Consider the following 20,661-nt stretch of genomic DNA (forward strand, 5'->3'; position numbering starts at 1 on the left):
CGTGAGATCGCACGGTGGATCGGGCGGAGTCCGGCCACGATCTCGCGTGAGCTACGGCGCAACGCCGCAACCAGGAGCGGGAAGCTCGAGTATCGGGCGTTGGTGGCGCAGTGGAAAGCCCAGCAGGCCGCCAAGCGCCCGAAAACAGCGAAGCTCGTGGCCCACGTCGAGTTGCGGGAGTACGTACAGGACCGCCTGGCCGGCGTTGTCCGCCGTCCCGATGGCACGATCGCTGCGGGCCCCACGCCACCGCCATGGAAGGGGCTTAACAAACCGCACCGGGCCGACCGGCGGTGGTCGCTGGCGTGGAGTCCAGAGCAGATCTCCCAGCGTTTGAAGGTCGACTTCCCCGATGATGAATCCATGCGTATCAGTCACGAGGCGATCTACCAGTCCCTGTTCATCGAGGGCCGCGGCGCGCTCAAACGTGAGCTGGTCGCGTGCCTGCGCACCGGACGTGCACTGAGGGAGCCGCGGGCCCGCTCGCGCAACAAGCCGCAGGGTCACGTCACCTCCGATGTCGTGTTCAGTCAGCGCCCTGCCGAGGCCGAGGACCGTGCCGTCCCCGGGCACTGGGAGGGTGATCTGATTATCGGAACTGGGAGATCGGCGATCGGCACGATCGTTGAACGTCGTAGTCGTGCAACACTTCTGGTGCATCTGCCACGCCAGCAGGGCTGGGGTGAGCAGCCGCCTGTGAAGAACGGGCCCGCACTCGGTGGCTACGGTGCCATCGCGATGAATGCAGGACTGACAGCGTCGATCGCCGCGCTGCCGCAGCAGTTGCGCAAAACGTTGACGTGGGATCGCGGCAAGGAACTGTCCGCTCACGCCCAGTTCGCGATGGACACCGGAACGCAGGTGTTCTTCGCCGATCCGCACTCACCGTGGCAGCGACCATCCAACGAGAACACCAATGGTGTTCTGCGCCAATATTTTCCTAAGGGAACTGATCTGTCGCGGTGGTCAGCTGAGGACCTCGAGGCCATCGCCTACACCCTCAACAACCGTCCTAGAAAAGTCCTTGGATGGAAAACTCCCGCCGAAGTCTTTGGCGAACAACTACACTCGCTACAACAACCCAGTGTTGCATCGACCGATTGAACGCGCCCAGTACTCGCGAGTGGAGATCCCGTCCGTCGCCAACCTGTCGAGCAGGTCGGTACCCAGACCCATCAGCATCTCGACCTCGACAGACCCGACGGCGCCGACCGCCCCGAGGACGTGCGACAACAGCGTCTCGTCGTGCGTCGCAAGGGTGAGCGAGCCGCCGGCGTCGGCGATGCGGCGCGCCAGTCGTTCGTAGCGCTTCGGCAGCTCCGGGTCCTCCCGTGCCAGCGCGTCCGATTCGGCCTCCAGGAATGCACCTTTGACGAGCCTGATACGGCCGCCGGCAGCGAGCACTCTCTCCACGTCCTGCTCCGAGCGATGGAGCCTTGCCTGCAGGGTGATGCCGACGTTGTCGTGGCGGTGCGTCAGCCAGTCGTAGACGTCGAGAACCTGATCGGTCCGGTCCGACCCCTCGGCGGAGATCATGAACACGGAATCGACTGCGGCGCACGCCTCTGCCAGGCGGGCACTGTTGTCCCGCACCAGATCTTCGGAGACGAGAAGTCCGATGTGCGACAGATCGCCGGAGACCGTCGACGGCAGCCCGGTCCGACCGATGTGATCGGCGACGGAGACGAACACATCGGTGGCCGCACTGGCCTCGGCGGCGTCGCGGACGCTCTCACCCGTGAACTCGATGCTCACCCGATGTCCGCGCTCCACCGCGCGCCCTCCGGCGCGGATCGCGGATTCGACATCCTCTCCCGCCGTGTACCGATCGGCGACTCGTCGCGCACACTCGGCGAGCGCGGGATCGGCCATGACCCGGGACTTCAACTCTTCGTCGAGCGCCCACCGGCGGAGTGTGTCTGCCGCACTTGTTGTTTCCATGTCATACCGCCTCTGCTCACGCGCCTGCCGACCAGCACACACTACGCGGAACACGCCGAAAGTCGATGTACTGTACCGCCATGGAACGACACGCCTCGGAGGCGTTCGGATGCTCGAGCGATCCCGCCGATCGAGGAGAGGTGAGATGATCACCCTGCACGAGGACTTCACCGGCGACCGTTTCGACAGCCGGACGTGGATCGCCGACTACCTCCCGCACTGGACGAGACCGTCGAACTCCGCGGCTCGGTGGACCACGTCCGGGGGACGTTCGAGACTGTGCATCGACGACGACCAACCCGCATGGCGGCCGTCGGAGTCGACGATGCGCGTCTCGAGCCTGCAGACCGGACACCACGCCGGTGAGGTCGGCGGCGTGGTCGGTCAGCACGCGCACCGAGACGGGCTCACCGTGGCCACCCACCGTCCGTCGGAGATCCTGTTCGCGCAGCGGCACGGCCGCTTCGCAGTCACGATGAGTGCGATTCGCGACCCGGCGTCGATGGTGGCGTTCTGGCTCCTCGGAACGGAGCAGCGACCGGAGGAGTCGGGGGAGATCTGCGTCGCGGAGATCTTCGGCCCGGGGCCCGGCGAGCCCTGGAGGCTGGGTGTCGGCGTGCACCCGCACCGGGATACGCGCATCGTCGACGACTTCTCCGTCCTCGAGATGGCCGACGACCTCGCCGACCTCCACGAGTACGTCGTCGATTGGGGGCCCGACCGTCTCGTGTTCAGCATGGACGGACGCGTCGTCAAGGAGGTCCGGCAGTCCATCGACTACCCGATGCAGCTCATGCTGAGCATCTTCGACTTCCCCGACCGCGCGATCTCGGACTCTCCGCTCGCCTACCCCCGCATCCTGGATGCGGCGTATGTGCAGGTCAGCACACTCGACGGCGACTGAGTCCGGCCCCGCCGCCGGGTCTGCCGGCAGGCGAACCTTGCCGGACCCGCGTCCCTCGTTTTATTGTTTGTCATACAAACACTGTCGCAGGACATTGACGACGAGGATTCTCATGCCCACGACCGGACGCGCCACGAGAGAGGCCGGCAAGACCACGCGCAAGTCGCTGCTGCGCGCTGCCGCCGAGGTGTTCGCCGAGAACGGCGAGTCGGCGTCCGTGGCGCAGATCTGTCAGCGTGCCGACGCCTACCCGAACCAGGTCACGTACTACTTCGGCTCCAAGGAGCAGCTGTTCGTCGAAGTCGCCGGCGCCTGCGTGCTGCGTGCCGGGCGTCGCGCTGAGGAAGCCGCCGCCGGCGCCGAGACCGTCCGCGAGTACACGAACACCCTCGTCGGCACACTCCTCGGACCCTGCGCGCGGGACGTCGAACTCTTCGCGACGGCAATGCTTCTCGTAGCGCGTCGTACCGATCTGCGGCCACTCATCACGGAAACACTCACAGTGCTGCACGAGCGCGGTGAAGAAGCGTTGCTCTCCACGCTCGTCCGCACCGGCTGGCAGCTCCGCGCCGGGATCGACGTCGAGGCGCGGGCGTTCTGGTCGGCGATCTTCGGACTTGCGGTCCAGAAAGCCGCCACCGGAGCCGATTTCGGCTATCGACTCGAAGACGCGGTGGCCGTCGTCTTCACCAATCTCCAGATCCCCGACGAGGTGTTGGACAGTCCGCTCCGCCCGGTCGGCCCGCTCCGCCCGGTCGACACCGACACCGACACCGACACCGACACGCCATCACCCGCAGCACAGGAGGCATGATGACCCAGTCCGCGAGTTCCGTTCGACCGCAGCCGCATCTCACCCACGAGGTGTTCAACCAGTCGGCGCCGCGGGTCGACGTGAACGAGTACGAACTCGACACGGTGCTGCGGGAGTCCGTCAGCCGCCACGACGCGGGCTGGGGTGATGCCGAACTGCGCGAGATCGGCGCCCTCGTCGGCAGCGAATCCTTCAAGCACGACGCCCAACTGGCGAATACCGTCATCCCGACGCTGCGGACGTTCGACCGATGGGGCAATCGCATCGACGAGGTCGAGTACCACCCGGCCTATCACCGCATCATCTCCGCGTCGATCGCCCACGGGTCCCACACCCGGTGCTGGGCGGACCCGCAGCCCGGTTCTCATGTCGTGCGGGCCGCGGCGTTCATGCTCTTCGGCCAGATCGAGCCCGGTCACGCGTGTCCGGTGTCGATGACGCATGCGGTCATCCCGTCCCTCGAGCTGCAGCCCGACGTCGCGGCCCAGTGGGTACCGAAGGCACTGTCGCGCAACTACTCCCCCGACCTCTCCGCAGGCAAGGACTCGGCGATCTTCGGGATGTCGATGACCGAGAAGCAGGGCGGCTCCGACGTACGCGCCAACACAACGGTCGCGGTTCCCGCCGGCGCCGGCGGCCCGGGCGCGGAGTACCTGCTGACGGGGCACAAGTGGTTCTGCTCGGCCCCGATGTCGGATGCCTTCCTCGTCCTCGCACAGGCCCAGGGCGCCGGGGGCGAGGGGCTCTCGTGTTTCCTGCTCCCGCGCATCCTGCCCGACGGCACCCGCAACGTCTTCCGCATCCAGCGGCTGAAGGACAAGCTGGGCAACAAGTCCAACGCATCGAGTGAGATCGAACTCGACGGGACCGTGGCGATCATGGTGGGTGAACCCGGCCGCGGCGTGCGCACCATCATCGAGATGGTCGCGCAGACCCGCCTCGACTGCGTTCTCGGTTCAGCTGCGGGCATGCGTCAGGCCGTGGCGGAGGCGGTCTGGCACGCCCGGCACCGCAGCGCCTTCGGCGCGACCCTGGCCGACCAGCCCGCGATGACCGCCGTATTGGCCGACCTCGCACTGGAATCCGAAGCCGCGACCACCACCGCCATCCGACTCGCACGCGCGCACGACGAGGACGCCGGCCCGCAGGAGCGGGCCTTCCGCCGGCTCGCGACGGCGGTCTCGAAGTACTGGATCTGCAAACGCGGCCCCCACCACGCCTATGAGGCCCTGGAATGCCTGGGCGGAAACGGCTACACCGAGGACTTCCCGCTCGCCATGCGCTACCGGGAGCAACCGGTGATGGCGGTGTGGGAGGGCTCGGGCAATGTCATCGCACTCGACGTCCTACGGGCCATGACCCGCGAACCCGAGTCGATCGCCGCGTTCGACGCCGAGGTCTCACTCGCCCGCGGAACCAGTCGCACCCTGGACATCCACCTCGACCACCTGCGCGACCGGCTCGGCGAGCTGTCCCGGCTCGACGCCGCCGATGCCCAGCGGCGGGCGCGGTCGACCGTCGAGGCCATGGCCCTCGCCCTCCAGGCGTCGCTGCTCGTCCGGCACAGTCCCACCGCGGTGGCCGATGCGTTCATCGCCGCGCGACTCGGCCCCGACCGCAGCCTCGAGTACGGCGCACTCCCGGCCGGCGCCGATCTACGCGCGATCCTCGAGCGGCACTGAACAGCGAATCACGTCAGAGCGAGTTCTCGGCAGCGGCGAGGATCTGGCGTCGCAGGGTCGAGGACGTGTTGGGCAGCCACATGGCGCGGACGGGCGCGAACGGCGGGTCGGTGAACTCGACGATCCGGATGCGATTGACGTAGATCCAGCCGGGTTCGTTGGTGACGAAGGCACACGCATCGGGATGCGCGATGACGGCGGTGTGCGGGGGCGTGCCCAGCAGGGTCGACAGGATGATCCGCGGTTCGAAGCCGGCGCGCCGGCACATGCCGACCAGGATGTCGGTGTACTCGTACTCGTGCTCGGGGCCCCACACGACGATCTCGTAGCCGGCGAGGTCGGCCATGTCGACCCGGTCGTGCGCCGCGAGCGGATGGTCGGCGCGCACTGCCAGGCGCAACTCGTGCTGTGTCGCGATGGTCGTGGCCATGTCCGGTGGCGCCGCCACACCACGACCGAGGGCCATGTCGATGGCGCCGGACAGCAACTCGTCGCGGATGAGTTCCGCGAAGACCGGCCGCACGGTGATCGGCACCGACGGATCGGCGAGGACCACCGGTTCGATGATGCGGAACACCTCGGAGGAGGCCAGGTCGGGGGCGTGGCCGATGACGAACGGGGCCGGCGACCCGGCGTCGACGCGCCGTACCTGGGTCGCGAGTTGCTCGCCACCGGCCAGCAACGGCACCGCCCCGCGGTAGAGCGCTTCGCCCGCGGGGGTCGGCGTGAGGCTTCGGCGTGACCGCGAGAAGAGCTCGACACCGAGGTGGCGCTCCAATTCGCGGATGGCCGAGGAGAGCGCCTGCTGGCTGATGAACAGGTCATCCGCGGCGACCCGAAGGCTCGGTGCCTCCATCACGACAACGAACATTCGTAGCCGCCGTAGGTCGATATCGCGTAGTCCGGGGTCCCCAGGACCATTCATCAACCATCTCCTGTCAGTTATCCCGATTGATGTGATTGTAGGTTGACCATCGAGACCATATGCTGAATTCTGCGAGGCCGGGTTCGCGCCGGCCAGATCGCATTCGGACTACCTGCTGGGGTCCCTCCCGCGGAGGGGACGGGAGGACCCCAGCAGGAAGCGGCTGATCGGGCCCGATTGGCACGACCGTCTCAGCACGCATCAGATCGACGGCGATTCTGCCGATTCTTACATCTTTCGCTCCGTCGGGTCATATCGCCGAATTCGGGACGAAACGATCTTTAATCGTCCTCTAAACTCCGTAATGTGCGTTCGACGATTTTCGCCGCCGCATGCGGGTGCGTGTCGCGCATCACGAGCGAGAAAAGAGGGCGTCGCCATCGGGTACCTGGAACGCGAGGGCAACGAGGCGCGGCCGACCGCACGTTTCCGGGCGCTTCGCCACGGGCCGATGTCCGACGAGACCTCCGGCCACCGCGACCTCTACGACGACGCCGATCATGTCCTCGAACAAGTGCGTATGCGCGAGTGGCATGTCCGCTTCACGATCGCCGTGCTGGTCGCGGTGTGCGGGGTACTCGGAACGATTGCACTCTTCACACCGAGCGGCACGCAGGGTTCCGTTCCTCGCTCGATCGCGCTCGGGATCGTCGTCGCCTCGACCATCCCGATGGCCTTCGTCGTCAGCCGGGTTCACCTCGGCGTGATCTGGTGGACCAAACAATCCTCGGTCCGGGGATTCAACACCGCATTCGTCCTGTGGGCCGACGCCGTCCTGACCGTCGCTCTCGTCGCCATCACCGATATCGTGCTGGCCCAGTTCTGCGCTGTCATCTTCGCGGTGATCGGTTCTTACGTCGCCCATTTCGTACGCAGTGTGGTCGCATACGCGCACATGATCTACTCGAGCATCACCGTGTGCGCTCTGGGAATTGTCTCCTGGTCCGACGGAACCCCGTTCATGAATGTGCTGTTCACCTCGCTCGCACTATTGGTCGCGACCAATGGCACGACGGCTCTCCATCGCAGTTACACATCCGATTTCCAGCGATCGCTGAAACATCAGCTCATCATGGCCAACACCGATTCACTCACCGGGTTGTTGAACCGTCGTGGCTTCATCTACGCGGCCACCACGATGCTCCGCCGCAACCCCGCCGTTCCGTTCGCGCTGATCGCCGCGGATGTCGATCGTTTCAAGGGCATCAACGACGAACACGGGCATGCGACCGGTGACGACGTCCTGCAGCGGGTCGCGGAGATCCTGCAGGGCGCGAAGGCCGAACACGCAGTCGTCGCGCGGCTCGGCGGCGACGAGTTCGCGATCGCGACACTCGCGGACGAGGGCTCGGTGCGCGCTCTCGCCGAACGCATCCGCACCCAACGCATCACGACTCGCGGCGGTGCAACGGCCTCCATCAGCCTCGGCATCGCCGTCGGTGTCACCCCCGGCGGCCACATGTCCTCCGACGACGCCGACGCGTTCATCAGGGGCGAGTTCGACGTCGCCGACGAGGCGCTCTTCGACGCCAAGGCCGCAGGGCGCGGCACCTACGTGGTGGCGGGCCGGTCGACCTCCGGACCGCCTACAGGAGCACGCCCGGATTCAGCAGACCGTCGGGGTCGAGAGCCCGCTTGATCCGTGCCGTCAGTTCCATGACGTCGGCCCCGACCTGATCGGGCAGCCAGCCCTTCTTCAGACGTCCCACCCCGTGCTCACCGGTGATGGTGCCGCCCAAACGGATCGCGAGATCCATGATCTGACCGAAAGCGACCTGCGCGCGTTCCGCCTCGTCGGGGTCGGCGGGGTCGAAGACGATCAACGGATGGGTGTTGCCGTCGCCGGCGTGGGCGATCACCGAGATCATGACCCGATTGCCGGCCGCGATCTCGGCGACCCCGTCGATGAGCTCGGGCAGGGACGGCAGCGGAACACCGACGTCCTCGAGCAACAACGATCCCAGCTTCTCCACGGCCGGGATCGCCGCGCGGCGGGCCGCGGTGAACGCCTCCCCCTCGGTGGGGTCGTCCGTCGCGAAGACCTCCCCCGCCCCATTGCTCTCGAACGCCTTCTGGATGAACTCGACCTCGGCCGCACCGGCGGCCCCCGGAGCGTCGGACTGGGCGACGAGGAGCGCACCGGCCTCCCGGTCGAGGCCCATCCGCATCAGGTCCTCGACAGCGTTGATGGCCACCGAATCCATGAACTCGAGCATCGCCGGCCGGATCTCGGCGGTCACCGCCAGAACGGCCCGGCTGGCCTCGTGCACCGAACCGAACACTCCGACGACGGTGCTGGCCGGCCCCTGCGGCGGCAGAAGTCGCAGCGTCACCTCGGTGATGATCCCGAGGAGTCCCTCGCTGCCGACGAACAATTTGGTGAGCGGCAGGCCCGCGGAATCCTTGAGCTGCTTGCCACCGACCCGGACCGCGCGGCCGTCGGCGAGCACCACCTCCAGACCCAGGACGTAGTCCGTGGTGACGCCGTACTTGACGCAGCACAGTCCGCCGGCGTTGGTGGCGACGTTCCCGCCGATCGAGCAGATCTCGAACGACGACGGGTCCGGCGGATACCAGAGCCCGTGAGCCGAGGCCGCCGCCTTGACCTCCGCGTTGAACAGGCCGGGCTGCACGACGGCGGTCCGCGTCGCCGGATCGACCTCGATGTCGCGCATCTTCTCGGTGGAGAGCATGATCGCGCCGTCCACCGCCGTCGATCCCCCGGACAGGCTCGTACCGGCGCCCCGCGTGATGATCGGGACGCCGTTCGCCGCGCACCAGCGCACGGTGTTCTGCACCTGCTCGGTGGTCGTCGGCCGCACCAGCGCGAGCGGAGTGCCCGCCGTCGGGTCGGCGGCGCGGTCCTGCCGGTAGCCGGCGAGGATGTCGGCGTCGGTGACCACCATGCCGTCGGGGAGGGAAGCGGCCAGCGAACTCGGGTCGGCACTCATCCGTTCAGAGTATTCGCCACGCCGACGACCACGGTTTCAGTTTGATACATGGCCGGACGCGACCCCTGCCGGGACAATGAGCGTCGTGAACGATTTCAATGCGACCGTCATCAACGAGTTCCGATCCAACAACGGACATGTCGAGACCGCCGGCTTCGGCAAGAATCTCGTGCTGCTGCACACGCTGGGCGCCAAGTCCGCCGAGCCGCGGATCAGTCCCCTCTTCGCGCTTCCCGACGGCGGCAGCTGGCTGATCATCGGGTCCTTCGCAGGGTCACCGAAAGCCCCCGCCTGGGTGCACAATCTCCGTGCCCACCCCGATTCGGTCGCTGTGGAGGCACCGTCGGAGGACGGCGTCGAGCGCCTCGACACCGCGGTGAGCGAAGTCGAGGGCGACGACTGGGAACCGGCGTGGCAGAAGTTCATCGAGGCGTCCGAGCAGTTCCTGAAGTACACCGAGACCGCACAGGGTCGCCGATTCCCGATCTTCCGCCTGACCCCGACTCGCTGACACCGACTCGCTGACACCGGCTCGCTGACACCGGACTTCCCGTCGCACGAGGATCGGCACAACTACCCTGTCAGGGGTGTTCGAGGTTGGTGAGAACGTCGCCGGCTTCACCATCGACGACTTCCTCGGTGGCGGGGCGAGCGCGGATGTGTTCCGGGTTCGGGATCTGCAGGATCGGTGCGATGGGCCGATTGCCCTGAAGGTCCTGCACCCGAACGCGTCCGATCACGCACGAGTCCGTGAGCGCTTCGAACGCGAGTTCGGGATCGCATCACTGCTGGACCACGCGCACATCGTGCGCATGCTCGCGCACGGCGAGATCGCCTCACCGCGTGGGTCGCTCGGCCCACGACACCTGCCGTCGATGTGGCTGACCATGCAGTACATCGGCGGACCCGCCGCGACCGCACTCGTCCCGGAGCGTGGCGACGAACCGGACATGGGCACCATCCTGCGCGTGGCGACGCAGATCGCCGGGGCGCTCGACTACGCGCATGCCCAGGACATCCTGCACCGCGACGTCAAGCCCGCCAACATCCTGCTCTCCCGCGACCCCGACCCGCGATCGGGAGACGGCGCACCCCGCAGTGCCGATCCCCCCGATGCCTACCTCTCGGACTTCGGGATCGCCCAATTCCTCGACGACACGCGGCCGCTCGCCCGCAACGGACGCGTCCAGGGTTCGATCGGCTACGCCTCACCGGAACTCCTCCAGGCCCAGAAGCTCACGCCGGCAACCGATTTCTACGCGTTCGCCTGCACCCTCGTCGAACTCATCACCGGCACACCGCCGTATCCGCGCAACACCGCCTTCGCGATCACGTATGCGCACCTGAACGACGACCCGCCGAAACTCACCCGGCGCCGCCCCTGGTTGCCGTCGGCGACGAACTCGATCTTCGCCAAGGCGCTGGCGAAGAATCCCGAGGACCGGTACCCCTCGTGCACGGCGCTGGTGGAGATCCTGACCCGGCTCATGCGCGACGTGCCCGTACCGGAGCCGGCGCGGCGCTCGACGTGGTGGACTCGGACCCGCTGAGCGCTCAGCGCGTCGGACCGTCGATGGAATACACGCGGAACGCTGTGTCGCGGAAAACTTTTCGCAGGGCCTCCGAGCCCCACTGGGAGACGCAATCGACGAGCGCGCCCACGAGGACGTCGACCGCGGCGTTGGGCCGATCGATCGGGTAGTTGGACCCGAACATGATGCGGTCGGACCCGAAGTGGGTGATGACATGCTCGACGAAGGGACCGATCATCTCGGCGAGGGTGGCCTGGCCGCCGATGTTGCCCCAGCGTTCGTGACCGTAACCGAGGATCGGCATCGCCAGGCCGGACAGCTTGACCACCACGTTGCGATAGGTCGCCAGCGTCGTCATCCGCTCCCGCCACAACCGCCAGATGTCCGCGCGCGCAGCCGCTGTCGCACCGGTGCGCACCCCCACGGGACCGAAGACCCCGGCCGGTATGCCGAAGTGGTCGAGGATGATCGTCGTGTCCGGATACTCCCGGGCCAGCAGGATGACGTCGTAGAGCTGGTGTGAGTAGACCGACGCTTCGAAGACGAGATCGCGGCTCGCGAGTTCGGCGAACCCCTCCAGGAACGCCGTCGAGGACAGCAGGTTGTCGGTGTCCCCGCCGTCGCGCACGCGCGGATCGGGATGCCGCGATGCGACGATGCGGATGCCGCGGAACCGCGGGGACGCCGCGAACTGCTCGTCGAGCATGTCCGCGAACGTCCGGGTGCGCGGATCGCCGTGCGAGATGACGGCGCCGAGACGCGGCGTGCCGGCCTGACCGAACGGCAGACTCTCCAGATACCGCGTCTCCTCCACCGCGGTGCTGTCCACCGGGGGTTCGGTGGCGTCGGCGGCCTCGCGGCGCCAATGCGACTCGACGTGGACCACGGTGTCGATCGGCACCCCCACCACGGTCGGGACCAGCGCCGCGTCGGTGGCGTACTGCCGCGGCTCGTAGGCCCGGGCGACGGTGCGCGGGGTCAGGATGTACTCGCGGTCGGCGCGCGAGACCACCAGGGGGAACACCCGGTCGCCCAGGGTGGGGACGAATCCGTACAACCTCGACGCCCGCGTGGCCGCCCACGGGGTACGCCGCGGGTTCCAGTGCTGCACATGGGCATCAACGATGCCCGTGAGGACCCCTTCGAGGGACGTCATCCCCGTACCTTGCCACACCTCATCACTGCCCGACATGGGATGCCGGATCCTGAATTGTGCCGTGTCGAAGGACTAGTGTGGGTCTCTTGAACCGGGTGGGGACACGAGCCGCGACGGAGGTGTGATCTTTTCGATATGGCGACACATTCGCGCCATGCGCTGCATCAGCTGCGGACGGCTGTCAATCGGCACCCCGACCGGTTCGTCACCAACGTCTACACCCGGATGTTCGCGATCGACCCGGACCTGCGTGACCTGTTCGGTGTGTCGATGGCCGCCCAGCGGGTCGCCTTCCATCGCGTCATCGACCATGTCCTCGAAGCGATCCCGGCCGAGTCCGGGCATGCCGAACTCGTGGAGTTCCTCGCGCAACTCGGACGCGACCATCGCAAGTTCGGGGTGGAACCCGAGCACTACCACGTGATGTACGCGGCGCTGATGGGCGAGTTCGGCAGCCTCATGACCGGATACTGGGACGCCGAGACCGAGCAGACCATCTCGCAGGCGATGATGCTGGTGACCGGGGTGATGCGCGGCGCGGCCGAGAGTGCGACCCATCCCGCGCGCTGGACCGCCGAGGTCGTCGAGAAGTACCGGATCACCCGCGACCTGGCGGTCGTCCGGCTCCTCGCGCATTCGCCGCTGACCTTCAACGCGGGCCAATACCTCGAGGTGCACACCCCGCAGTGGCCGAAGCAGTGGCGCAATCTCTCGCCCGCCATCCCGCCCAACCCGGCGGGAGAGCTGGAGTTCCACGTCCGCGCGGTGCCCCGGGGAACGGTCAGCACCGCGATCGTGAGCGAGACCAGCATCGGCGACGTGTGGACGCTGGCCCAGGGCCACGGCACCTTGCATGTCGACCGCGACAGCAAGGTCCTGATGGTCGCCGGCGGCACCGGACTCGCGCCGCTGCGGGCACTGTTGATCGAGATGTCCTCGCGCGTGGATTCGCCGGAGACGCACATCTTCTACGGGATGCGCCACCCGGGCGAGCTGTACGACCTGACGGTGCTGCGACGCATCGCGTCGACCAATCCGTGGCTGCGCGTCACCGCCGTGTCCCAGGAGCGGACCGATCCGTGGTGGATCAACGCGGTGGCCACGCCCGCCGAACTCGGCGTCGACCACGAGATCGGCACACTGGCCGACGTGGTGGTCCGGGCAGGCAACTGGGAGAACCACCAGGTGCTGATCGCGGGGTCGCCACAGATGATCGAGAACACCCGGCGCACCCTCATCATCGCCGGTGTGCGGGCCAGCCGCATCCAGCACGACCCCGTGTTCTAGGACCGCTCAGGGGACCTCGAGGCTAGGCTCACCGGCGGCCGGGGACGTGACCGTCTCGGTTTCGGTCACGGTGTACGTCTCCGGAGCCGACTCGGTGACCGTCTCCGTCCGCGTGACGGGGCGGGGGGTGCGCGTGACGGTCGTCGTACGGACGCTGGTCTCGGTCTCGGTTTCGGTGACCGTCGCCTGCTCGGTCGAGGTGACCGCCGCGGGGGTCTCGGTCACCGTGACGGGGGCCGGTTCGGCGATGGTCGACTCGGCGGTGAGGATCAGCGTGATCCCGACGGCACCGAGGAAGACGGCGGCCCCGATCGCGGCACCGACGAACCACCATCGGCGACCGGTCGACGTCCGGGCGGCGACGGCAGTGGTTGCCGGCGCGATCACCGCGGCGTCGGCGGCGCCGAGTGCGGAGGCGAGCGACGGATTGTCCGCCACCGTCACCGGACGCTGTGACGCGTACTCGAACGCCGGCGCGATCCCGGGGAGCTGAGCACCGGGGCCGACCACGATCACCGAGGTGATGTCGCGACCGCGAGGCAGCCTGGTGACCGCCGTCGCGAGCTGTGACGCCGCCTCCGGGTCGGTCACCGAGGCGACCTGGCCCGGCGTGAAATCTGCGGTGCCGAGAACGGCGCCGGACGCGGAGTCGACGGTGGCGAGGGTGGTGCCGGCCGCGGGCGCGGCGTTGCGATCCAGATCGACGACGGCCACCACCCCGCCGCGGGTCGAGTGGGTACACGCGATCTCGGCGAGAGCGGCGGCGTATCCGGTGACGACGACCTTGCCCGACCAAGACGGCCCGGTGCCCGCGCCCGGCGCGAAGACGCGAGCCAGATGATCGCGAACGTCGGCGCGGGACGCCGAGATGCCGATCCGGTCGACCTCGACGGGCACGGAGTCGACGAGTTCGACGATCGCGGCTTCGGCACCGGCGGCCGACGCATCGGGGAGGTCGACCAGGTTGCTCGCCAGGATGTGCCCGTCGGCATCGCGGACCACCGAGCTGATCTGATCGTCGACGACGGAGATGCCCAGGACCACGAACCCCGGCATCGGACCGTTCCCCGGTACCTCGGACATGGTTCACCTCCCGTCGCCGACCTGCTGTGGCGTTCTGACCCGCAAGCCTAGCGGCTGGGGGCCGGACGCCGTGCACCCGGCTGTGCGAGGTGTACCGCTCAGATCGGCTCGGCGGGATGCTGGGTGTAGGCCGCGTCGCGGACCGCCTCGTCGGTTTCCAGGCCCGCGCCCAGCGCGCCGCCGACCGTCGCGAGTGAACAGGTCAGCCAGGCCACCTCCAGGTAGTCGGTGAAGCCGGCCGGGTGACCGAGCGTCGCACCGAAGACCTGCGGCACCACCAGGCAGAGTGCCCCGACCGCGGACAGCACGAACAACGCCGCGTAGAAGGCGGCGACGCCCAGCACCACCGTGATGACGGTGACGATGTTGAACAGCGCCACCTGTTCTCGCGTCTGACGCGAACTGCCGCGTTCCCAGAGGTCGGCACCGATGATGAGTGTCGCGGTGATGGCGATGATCGAGCCGAGTGCGACCCCGGTCAGCCGGATCGCGCCGAAAGTGTCTGCGAGCAACCAGATGTCGGCGGTCACCAGCGCGAAGACCCCGGCCGCGATGGCCCCGGTGAGCGCTCGGCTGAGACCGAGCGCGAGACGCCACGGACGATTGGCCCGCACCATGCCGGTGAGCAGGCGCAGGTTGCCCGTCAACACGCGTGCGGTGAACGCGGTGCCCTCGTCGTCGACGTCCGTACCGAGCTGACGCACACGGTGGCGCAGCGCCGACCGCGTCGGCGACTTCTGGTGCTCACGGAGGTCGTCGGCGTCGGCGCCGAGAAGTTGCCCGATCAGGCCGGCGATGATCCCGCGGGTCCGCTGCCGCACGCCGGTCGCGCCGAGCGCGGGCACCGAGAGGACCGCGACGCCGTGCACGGCGTTGGCATGCGCCACGACCGGGCGTTTGCCGACATGCAGCGGAAGGTCGGTCAGATAGACGACGAGATCCCATTCGCGTTCGATCAGAAGGTCTCTGGTGGCATCGACGATTTCGGCGTCGCCGGCCGGCGGCTGTACGAGACCGGCCTCGACCAGGTCGATCTGCCAACGCGCACCGGGGAACGTCGTCTCGACGTGTTCGGCCAGGCCGGCATCGACGAGCTTGCGCGCGAGACCGATGGCCTGCCCCGGCGCGGCGACGACGCCGAGGACGACGACGGGTTCATCCGGGGAATCCGGCCCGGGCGGCGGACAGGCGGAAGAGTCCATGGATGGTTCCGGATTCAGGCGAACCGGCCCGCGAGAGCGCGGAGGGTGCTCTCGATCCCCTTGCCGTTCTTCTTGTCGTAGCCCATGAGTTCGATGATCTTCGGCAGCCGGAGCGTCGAGTAGTCGAAGGTCTCGGTCACGGCGGTGGTGGTCGGTGAGGTGGACTCGAGCTCCCACCGCCAGCGGTGACCCATCGGATGCTGCCACTCGACGACCCGGCCGGGTTCGAAGTCGGTGACGGTGGAGGTGATCTTGTACGGCACGCCGTACTGCTTCATCCCGACGCTGAAACGCGCCCCGCGGGTCAGCGTCTCCGGCCCGCTCACGGGGGTGTCGCGCACCGTGCCCGAGCCGTCGAGCTCGGGATGCCTGTGCGGGTTGGACACGAGCGCGAACACATCGGCGGCCGGGGCGTTCACGACGACCCGACGCGAGACCTTGTGCGGCCCGGCGTCGACGGTGGTGACGGGTTCAGAAGCCATGCGGTCAACGTTACGCACCTCTGCGGGCCCGCGCCGAAACCGCGGCCGGGCACCAGGACGCCGGGCCCGGTGGGCGGTCAGTCGGTGGTGCGCTTGCGCCGCGGCTGCCACACGACGAGTGCGTTGGTGCGCGGTACGGGCACGAGTTCGCCACCACGCCGGGCCCGCGACGCCTGCACCTCGTCGGTGAGTTCGCGGACGCGGTGCTGGAGCGCCTCGACCTGATTGCTGAGGTCGATGATGCGCTTGATACCGGCGAGGTTGACGCCTTCCTCCTGCGAGAGACGCTGGATCTCTCGCAGGAGTTCGACATCGCGGGACGAGTAGCGGCGTCCGCCGCCACTCGTCCGCTGGGGGGTGACCAGACCCAGTCGGTCATAGGTGCGCAGGGTCTGCGCGTGCATACCGGCGAGTTCGGCGGCCACCGAGATCAGAAAGGTCGCGCCGTCGGCGTCGAAGTTCTTCTGGCCGGCCATCGCTCATCGCCCCCAGTCCGCCCGCGGATCGAAACCACTCGCCCGCTCGGCCTGGTCGTAGGCGCGCATCGCCTCGACCGCGGCCTCGTCCAGCTTGTTCGGGACCGCGACCTTCACGGTGACGAGCAGATCGCCTGCCCCGCCGGAGCGCTTGGGCACTCCGCGACCGCGCACGCGCAGCGTGCGTCCGTCGGTGGTGTTCGGCGGGATCTTCACCCCGACCGATCCCTCCAGGGTCGGCACCGAGACGGTCGCTCCGAGAACGAGTTCGGAGATCCGTACCGGCAGTTGCACCCGAAGGTCGTTGCCGCTGCGGGTGAACTGCTTGTGCGGGGTCACGTGCACGACGACGTAGAGGTCGCCCGATGGGGCGCCACGCCGGCCGGCCTCGCCCTGTCCGGCGAGCCGGATGCGTTGTCCGTCCTCGACGCCGGCGGGGATCCGCACGTTGATGGTGCGCGCGCGGACCTTCACCCCGCTGCCGTCGCAGTCGGTGCATGGATCGTCGATCCGCGAACCGGTGCCCTGGCAGTCCTGGCACGGCTCACTGAAACCGAATGCGCCCTGATTGCGGCTCACGAATCCGGAGCCGTTGCAGTTCGCGCACACCCGCGGACTCGTCCCGGGCTTGGCGCCCGAACCGTGGCAGGTGGTGCAGGGCGACGGGCTGGTCACCCTGAGTGGGACGGTCGTGCCGAGCGCGGCATCGGAGAACGAGAGCGTCGTCTCGGTCTCGAGATCCTTGCCGCGACGCGGGCGGCTCGCCGTCGAAGTACGTTGCGTTCCGCCGCCGCGGTTGAACAGTCCGTCGAAGATGTCGCCGAAACCGCCTCCGCCGCCACCGGTCTGCGCCCCGCCGAACAGGTCGCCGAGGTCGAAGTCGTTACCGCCGCCGGTGGTGTAGGTGTTTCCGCCGCCGGGGAAACCGCCCGGGAAGCCGTTGCCGCCGCCGCGGAATCGTCCGCCGGCGAACATGGCGCGCGTCTCGTCGTATTCCTTGCGCTTCTCGGCGTCGCCGAGCACGCTGTGGGCTTCGGACACCCGCTTGAAGCGCTCTTCGGCCGCGGTGTCACCCGGGTTGGCATCCGGGTGCAGCTCGCGCGCGAGCTTGCGATAGGCCTTCTTGATCTCTTCAGCCGAAGCGTCAGAAGCAACGCCCAGGTCCTTGTAGAAGTCGTGTTCTAACCACTCACGTTGTGGTGCCACCAGACGTCACCTCCTTTGAGTTCTGTTGTCTGGGTTGGTTTTTTCAGTTGGGGACACCCGCTCCCCGAGGTGCGAGCCGACCATCTGCTCCCTGAGGTGCGAGCGAAGCGAGCCACGAAGGGTTCGTCGCCCTTCGTGGCTCGTCGCTTGCGCTCCTCGCACCTCAGGGATCAGTGGTGAGTTCGCCCACTCAGGATCGAGCGACGGTCGCTCTATTGTGCACCGGGTGCGTCGCCCGCAGGGGCAGGATCGGTGACCGTCACCATCGCGGTGCGGATCACCTTCTCGCCCAGGCGGTAGCCGCATCGGTACACCGATCCGATCACCGGATGCGCCCCGGTGCCGTCGTGCTGCACGGCTTCGTGGAGTTCGGGGTCGAACTCGTCACCGGCCGCACCGAAGGCCACGAGACCTTCGGCGGCCAGCACCCCGGTCAGCTTGTCGGCGACGGAGCGCAGCGGACCGCTGTCGAGGTCGCCGTGCTCGCGGGCACGGTCGAGGTCGTCGATGATCGGGAGCAGCTTGTCGATCAGGATCTGCTTGCCGTAGGCGACCGAACCCTGCTTCTCCTCGGCGGCACGCCGCCGGAAGTTGGCGAATTGGGCTCGCTCGCGCTGCAGGTCGGCGGTCAGTTCGGCGACCCGGGCATCCGGTTCGCCCGCTGCCCCGTCCTCCTGCTGCTCGTCACTGGTCTGCTCGTCGACTACCGGTCCGGCGTCGGCCGGGCCGGGTCCGGCGGCCGGCTCGTCGCGCACCTCACCCGTTTCCGGGTCGATGCGACGACGGTCGGTCACCGTCACCGGCTCCTCGCCGGACCCATTCGCCGAATGGGCTCCTGCGGTCACTTGTTCTCCTTCGAGTCCGCGTCGTCGACGACCTCGGCGTCGACGACGTCCGGGTCACTGTCGGCCGCGGCGGCCTCACCGTTGGGGGACTCGGCAGCGGCGTTGGCGTAGATCGCCTGGCCGAGGGCCTGCGACTCCTCCGACAGCTTCTCGATCGCGGACTTGATCGCTGCGGTGTCGTTGCCCTTGAGCGCTTCCTGCGCTCCGGCGACGGCCGCTTCGACCTTCTCCTTCAGCTCCGCCGGGACCTTGTCCTCGTTCTCCTTGAGGAACTTCTCGGTCTGGTGGACCAGCGACTCCGCCTGGTTGCGGGTCTCGGCCTCCTCGCGGCGCTTGCGGTCCTCGTCGGCGTGAGCTTCCGCGTCCTTGATCATGCGGTCGATCTCGTCCTTGCTCAGGCCGGAACCGTCCTGGATGCGGATCGAGTTCTCCTTGCCGGTGCCCTTGTCCTTGGCGGTGACGTGCACGATGCCGTTGGCGTCGATGTCGAAGGTCACCTCGATCTGCGGGACACCCTGCGGTGCGGGGGCGATGCCACCGAGCTCGAAGCTGCCGAGCAGCTTGTTGTGCGACGCGATCTCGCGCTCACCCTGATAGACCTGGATCTGCACCGACGGCTGGTTGTCCTCGGCGGTCGTGTAGGTCTCCGACCGCTTGGTCGGGATGGTGGTGTTGCGCTCGATCAGCTTGTGCATCACGCCGCCCTTGGTCTCGATGCCGAGGGACAGCGGGGTGACGTCGAGCAGCAGCACGTCCTTGACCTCACCGCGGAGCACACCGGCCTGCAGTGCGGCGCCGACGGCGACGACCTCGTCCGGGTTGACGCCCTTGTTGGGCTCGCGGCCACCGGTCAGTTCCTTCACCAGATCGGTGACGGCCGGCATACGGGTCGAACCACCGACGAGCACGACGTGGTCGATGTCGCCGACGGAGATGCCCGCATCCTTGATGACGGCCTGGAACGGTGCGCGGGTGCGCTCCAGCAGATCAGAGGTGATCTTCTGGAACTCGCTGCGCGAGAGCTGCTCGTCGAGGAACAGCGGGTTCTTGTCGGCGTCGACGGTGATGTAGGGCAGGTTGATCGAGGTGCTCTGCGAGCTCGAGAGTTCGATCTTCGCCTTCTCGGCAGCCTCACGCAGACGCTGCAGGGCCATCTTGTCCTTGGTCAGGTCGATGCCCGAAGTGCTCTTGAACTTCTCGACGAGCCAGTCGACGACGCGCTGATCCCAGTCGTCACCACCGAGGTGGTTGTCACCGGAGGTCGCACGAACCTCGACCACGCCGTCGCCGATCTCGAGCAGCGAGACGTCGAAGGTACCGCCACCGAGGTCGAAGACCAGGATGGTCTGCTCCTTCTCGCCCTTGTCGAGGCCGTAGGCCAGGGCGGCCGCGGTCGGCTCGTTGACGATGCGGAGCACGTTGAGGCCGGCGATCTGACCGGCTTCCTTGGTGGCCTGACGCTGTGCGTCGTTGAAGTAGGCCGGGACGGTGATGACCGCGTCGGTCACGTCCTCACCCAGGTACGACTCGGCGTCGCGCTTGAGCTTCATGAGCGTGCGCGCGCTGATCTCCTGCGGGGTGTACTTCTTGTCGTCGATCTCGACGGTCCAGTCGCCTTCGCCCATGTGGCGCTTGACGGAGCGGATGGTGCGGTCGACGTTGGTGACCGCCTGGTTCTTTGCGGGCTGGCCGACCAGCACCTCGCCGTTACGCGCGAACGCGACCACCGACGGGGTGGTCCGTGCGCCTTCGGCGTTGGCGATGACGGCGGCTTCGCCGCCTTCGAGCACGGCCACCACCGAGTTGGTGGTACCGAGGTCGATTCCAACAGCACGAGACATGTTTGGCTTCCTCCTAGTTTGCGGGTGTGCACCCGAGTCCTTGTCCCGAGGTCTCGAGACCGCGGGGATGTCGTGGTGAAACTCTGCGGGACCGGACTTCAGTGCGTCCGACTCATGTCCTACTGAAAAAGCGGGTCCGAGTCAAACCTACTTGAGTCTGGATCACTCAGGTTTCTCGAAGTGTGTAACGGGCCCCCTCGCCGGATTGTTCCCGGATCGGCCAAAAAAGTTGAGCGGGGTTCGCTCACGTGCCTCGACCCTTGACACCCGGGGGTCGGCACGGCAGATTTCAACAGGAACCATGTGATTCAACTTGGAGCAGCCGTCAACGCGG

General features: G+C 67.7%; 18 protein-coding genes and 1 pseudogene. 8 read left to right on the forward strand and 11 right to left on the reverse strand.

The features are described from left to right. A partial coding sequence (locus tag ABIC25_RS12530; RefSeq protein ID WP_354561686.1) for an IS30 family transposase occupies positions 1-1,104 on the forward strand: 1,104 nt, incomplete at its 5' end. Here the strand turns inward: ABIC25_RS12530 and ABIC25_RS12535 are convergent. After that, the gene (locus ABIC25_RS12535; protein WP_354561687.1) at positions 1,072-1,941 is read right to left on the reverse strand and encodes a proline dehydrogenase family protein; all 870 of its coding nucleotides are present in this window, start codon (positions 1,939-1,941) and stop codon (positions 1,072-1,074) included. The two genes, ABIC25_RS12530 and ABIC25_RS12535, sit on opposite strands and share 33 nt — an antisense overlap. 145 nt (positions 1,942-2,086) lie before the next feature. Here ABIC25_RS12535 and ABIC25_RS12540 point away from each other — a divergent pair, with 145 nt between their 5' ends. The 3 genes from ABIC25_RS12540 (at position 2,087) to ABIC25_RS12550 (ending at position 5,341) form a co-directional block, all read left to right on the forward strand. Next, positions 2,087-2,845 carry a glycoside hydrolase family 16 protein gene (locus ABIC25_RS12540; RefSeq protein ID WP_354561688.1) on the forward strand — a complete coding sequence of 253 codons (759 nt, stop codon included), beginning with the start codon at positions 2,087-2,089 and terminating at the stop codon, positions 2,843-2,845. A 112-nt stretch (positions 2,846-2,957) separates the two neighbouring features. Further along, complete coding sequence (locus ABIC25_RS12545) at positions 2,958-3,659, forward strand: TetR/AcrR family transcriptional regulator C-terminal domain-containing protein (protein ID WP_354561689.1); 702 nt, start codon at positions 2,958-2,960, stop codon at positions 3,657-3,659. After that, on the forward strand, positions 3,659-5,341 hold the full coding sequence (locus ABIC25_RS12550; RefSeq protein WP_354561691.1) for an acyl-CoA dehydrogenase family protein: 1,683 nt from the start codon (positions 3,659-3,661) through the stop codon (positions 5,339-5,341). The genes ABIC25_RS12545 and ABIC25_RS12550 overlap by 1 nt, the downstream gene beginning before the upstream one ends. Positions 5,342-5,354: 13 nt before the next feature. On the opposite strand, the gene ABIC25_RS12555 is transcribed toward ABIC25_RS12550, so the two are convergent. Continuing rightward, positions 5,355-6,266 carry a LysR family transcriptional regulator gene (locus tag ABIC25_RS12555; protein ID WP_004022360.1) on the reverse strand — a complete coding sequence of 304 codons (912 nt, stop codon included), beginning with the start codon at positions 6,264-6,266 and terminating at the stop codon, positions 5,355-5,357. A gap of 451 nt (positions 6,267-6,717) precedes the next feature. Here ABIC25_RS12555 and ABIC25_RS12560 point away from each other — a divergent pair, with 451 nt between their 5' ends. After that, positions 6,718-7,905 (forward strand): GGDEF domain-containing protein, encoded by a 1,188-nt coding sequence (locus ABIC25_RS12560; RefSeq protein ID WP_354561692.1) that lies wholly within the window; start codon positions 6,718-6,720, stop codon positions 7,903-7,905. Here the strand turns inward: ABIC25_RS12560 and ABIC25_RS12565 are convergent. Continuing rightward, the gene (locus ABIC25_RS12565; RefSeq protein ID WP_354561693.1) at positions 7,853-9,217 is read right to left on the reverse strand and encodes an FAD-binding oxidoreductase; all 1,365 of its coding nucleotides are present in this window, start codon (positions 9,215-9,217) and stop codon (positions 7,853-7,855) included. The two genes, ABIC25_RS12560 and ABIC25_RS12565, sit on opposite strands and share 53 nt — an antisense overlap. Before the next feature lie 85 nt (positions 9,218-9,302). Here ABIC25_RS12565 and ABIC25_RS12570 point away from each other — a divergent pair, with 85 nt between their 5' ends. Together ABIC25_RS12570 and ABIC25_RS12575 are read left to right on the forward strand one after the other, a co-directional pair. Continuing rightward, positions 9,303-9,728 (forward strand): nitroreductase/quinone reductase family protein, encoded by a 426-nt coding sequence (locus ABIC25_RS12570; protein ID WP_064570426.1) that lies wholly within the window; start codon positions 9,303-9,305, stop codon positions 9,726-9,728. Between the two features lie 76 nt (positions 9,729-9,804). Continuing rightward, positions 9,805-10,767, forward strand: coding sequence for a serine/threonine-protein kinase (locus tag ABIC25_RS12575; RefSeq protein ID WP_354561695.1), 963 nt, complete (start codon positions 9,805-9,807; stop codon positions 10,765-10,767). Positions 10,768-10,771: 4 nt separating this feature from the next. Here ABIC25_RS12575 and ABIC25_RS12580 read toward each other — a convergent pair whose 3' ends face one another. Beyond that, entirely contained in the window at positions 10,772-11,905 is a 1,134-nt protein-coding gene (locus ABIC25_RS12580) for an amidohydrolase family protein (protein WP_354561696.1), read from the reverse strand. Between the two features lie 126 nt (positions 11,906-12,031). Here ABIC25_RS12580 and ABIC25_RS12585 point away from each other — a divergent pair. Continuing rightward, positions 12,032-13,192 (forward strand): annotated as a pseudogene (locus tag ABIC25_RS12585) (FAD-binding oxidoreductase); the annotation flags it as partial. A gap of 6 nt (positions 13,193-13,198) precedes the next feature. Here ABIC25_RS12585 and ABIC25_RS12590 read toward each other — a convergent pair. From ABIC25_RS12590 to dnaK, 7 genes are all read right to left on the reverse strand, one after another. Further along, a complete protein-coding gene (locus ABIC25_RS12590; RefSeq protein WP_354561698.1) occupies positions 13,199-14,275 on the reverse strand; it encodes a hypothetical protein in 1,077 nt (358 codons plus the stop codon). A gap of 98 nt (positions 14,276-14,373) precedes the next feature. Further along, the gene (locus ABIC25_RS12595) at positions 14,374-15,477 is read right to left on the reverse strand and encodes a hypothetical protein (RefSeq protein WP_354561699.1); all 1,104 of its coding nucleotides are present in this window, start codon (positions 15,475-15,477) and stop codon (positions 14,374-14,376) included. Positions 15,478-15,491: 14 nt separating this feature from the next. Continuing rightward, the gene (locus ABIC25_RS12600; protein ID WP_248643790.1) at positions 15,492-15,959 is read right to left on the reverse strand and encodes an SRPBCC family protein; all 468 of its coding nucleotides are present in this window, start codon (positions 15,957-15,959) and stop codon (positions 15,492-15,494) included. 77 nt (positions 15,960-16,036) lie between these two features. Then, positions 16,037-16,435, reverse strand: coding sequence for a heat shock protein transcriptional repressor HspR (locus ABIC25_RS12605; RefSeq protein ID WP_004022370.1), 399 nt, complete (start codon positions 16,433-16,435; stop codon positions 16,037-16,039). A 3-nt stretch (positions 16,436-16,438) separates the two neighbouring features. After that, positions 16,439-17,641 (reverse strand): molecular chaperone DnaJ, encoded by a 1,203-nt coding sequence (dnaJ, locus tag ABIC25_RS12610; protein WP_004022371.1) that lies wholly within the window; start codon positions 17,639-17,641, stop codon positions 16,439-16,441. A gap of 212 nt (positions 17,642-17,853) precedes the next feature. Then, a complete protein-coding gene (grpE, locus tag ABIC25_RS12615) occupies positions 17,854-18,486 on the reverse strand; it encodes a nucleotide exchange factor GrpE (protein WP_354561701.1) in 633 nt (210 codons plus the stop codon). After that, positions 18,483-20,327 (reverse strand): molecular chaperone DnaK, encoded by a 1,845-nt coding sequence (gene dnaK, locus ABIC25_RS12620; protein WP_004022373.1) that lies wholly within the window; start codon positions 20,325-20,327, stop codon positions 18,483-18,485. Before dnaK ends, grpE begins: the two co-directional genes overlap by 4 nt. Between the last annotated feature and the right edge of the window lie 334 nt (positions 20,328-20,661).

The organism is Gordonia sp. PvP123 (genome assembly GCF_040547295.1).
In the GTDB taxonomy this organism is placed as follows: Bacteria; Actinomycetota; Actinomycetes; order Mycobacteriales; family Mycobacteriaceae; genus Gordonia; species Gordonia terrae.

What these genes read in the sequence shown, in the direction of transcription:
- ABIC25_RS12605 (WP_004022370.1), bottom strand. Translation starts at nt 16,435, where the DNA reads ATGGCCGGCCAGAAGAACTTCGACGCCGACGGCGCGACCTTTCTGATC.
- ABIC25_RS12565 (WP_354561693.1), bottom strand. Translation starts at nt 9,217, where the DNA reads ATGAGTGCCGACCCGAGTTCGCTGGCCGCTTCCCTCCCCGACGGCATG.
- ABIC25_RS12540 (WP_354561688.1), top strand. Translation starts at nt 2,087, where the DNA reads ATGATCACCCTGCACGAGGACTTCACCGGCGACCGTTTCGACAGCCGG.
- ABIC25_RS12535 (WP_354561687.1), bottom strand. Translation starts at nt 1,941, where the DNA reads ATGGAAACAACAAGTGCGGCAGACACACTCCGCCGGTGGGCGCTCGAC.
- ABIC25_RS12590 (WP_354561698.1), bottom strand. Translation starts at nt 14,275, where the DNA reads ATGTCCGAGGTACCGGGGAACGGTCCGATGCCGGGGTTCGTGGTCCTG.
- ABIC25_RS12545 (WP_354561689.1), top strand. Translation starts at nt 2,958, where the DNA reads ATGCCCACGACCGGACGCGCCACGAGAGAGGCCGGCAAGACCACGCGC.
- ABIC25_RS12580 (WP_354561696.1), bottom strand. Translation starts at nt 11,905, where the DNA reads ATGACGTCCCTCGAAGGGGTCCTCACGGGCATCGTTGATGCCCATGTG.
- ABIC25_RS12595 (WP_354561699.1), bottom strand. Translation starts at nt 15,477, where the DNA reads ATGGACTCTTCCGCCTGTCCGCCGCCCGGGCCGGATTCCCCGGATGAA.
- ABIC25_RS12550 (WP_354561691.1), top strand. Translation starts at nt 3,659, where the DNA reads ATGACCCAGTCCGCGAGTTCCGTTCGACCGCAGCCGCATCTCACCCAC.
- dnaK (WP_004022373.1), bottom strand. Translation starts at nt 20,327, where the DNA reads ATGTCTCGTGCTGTTGGAATCGACCTCGGTACCACCAACTCGGTGGTG.
- ABIC25_RS12555 (WP_004022360.1), bottom strand. Translation starts at nt 6,266, where the DNA reads ATGAATGGTCCTGGGGACCCCGGACTACGCGATATCGACCTACGGCGG.
- ABIC25_RS12600 (WP_248643790.1), bottom strand. Translation starts at nt 15,959, where the DNA reads ATGGCTTCTGAACCCGTCACCACCGTCGACGCCGGGCCGCACAAGGTC.
- ABIC25_RS12560 (WP_354561692.1), top strand. Translation starts at nt 6,718, where the DNA reads ATGTCCGACGAGACCTCCGGCCACCGCGACCTCTACGACGACGCCGAT.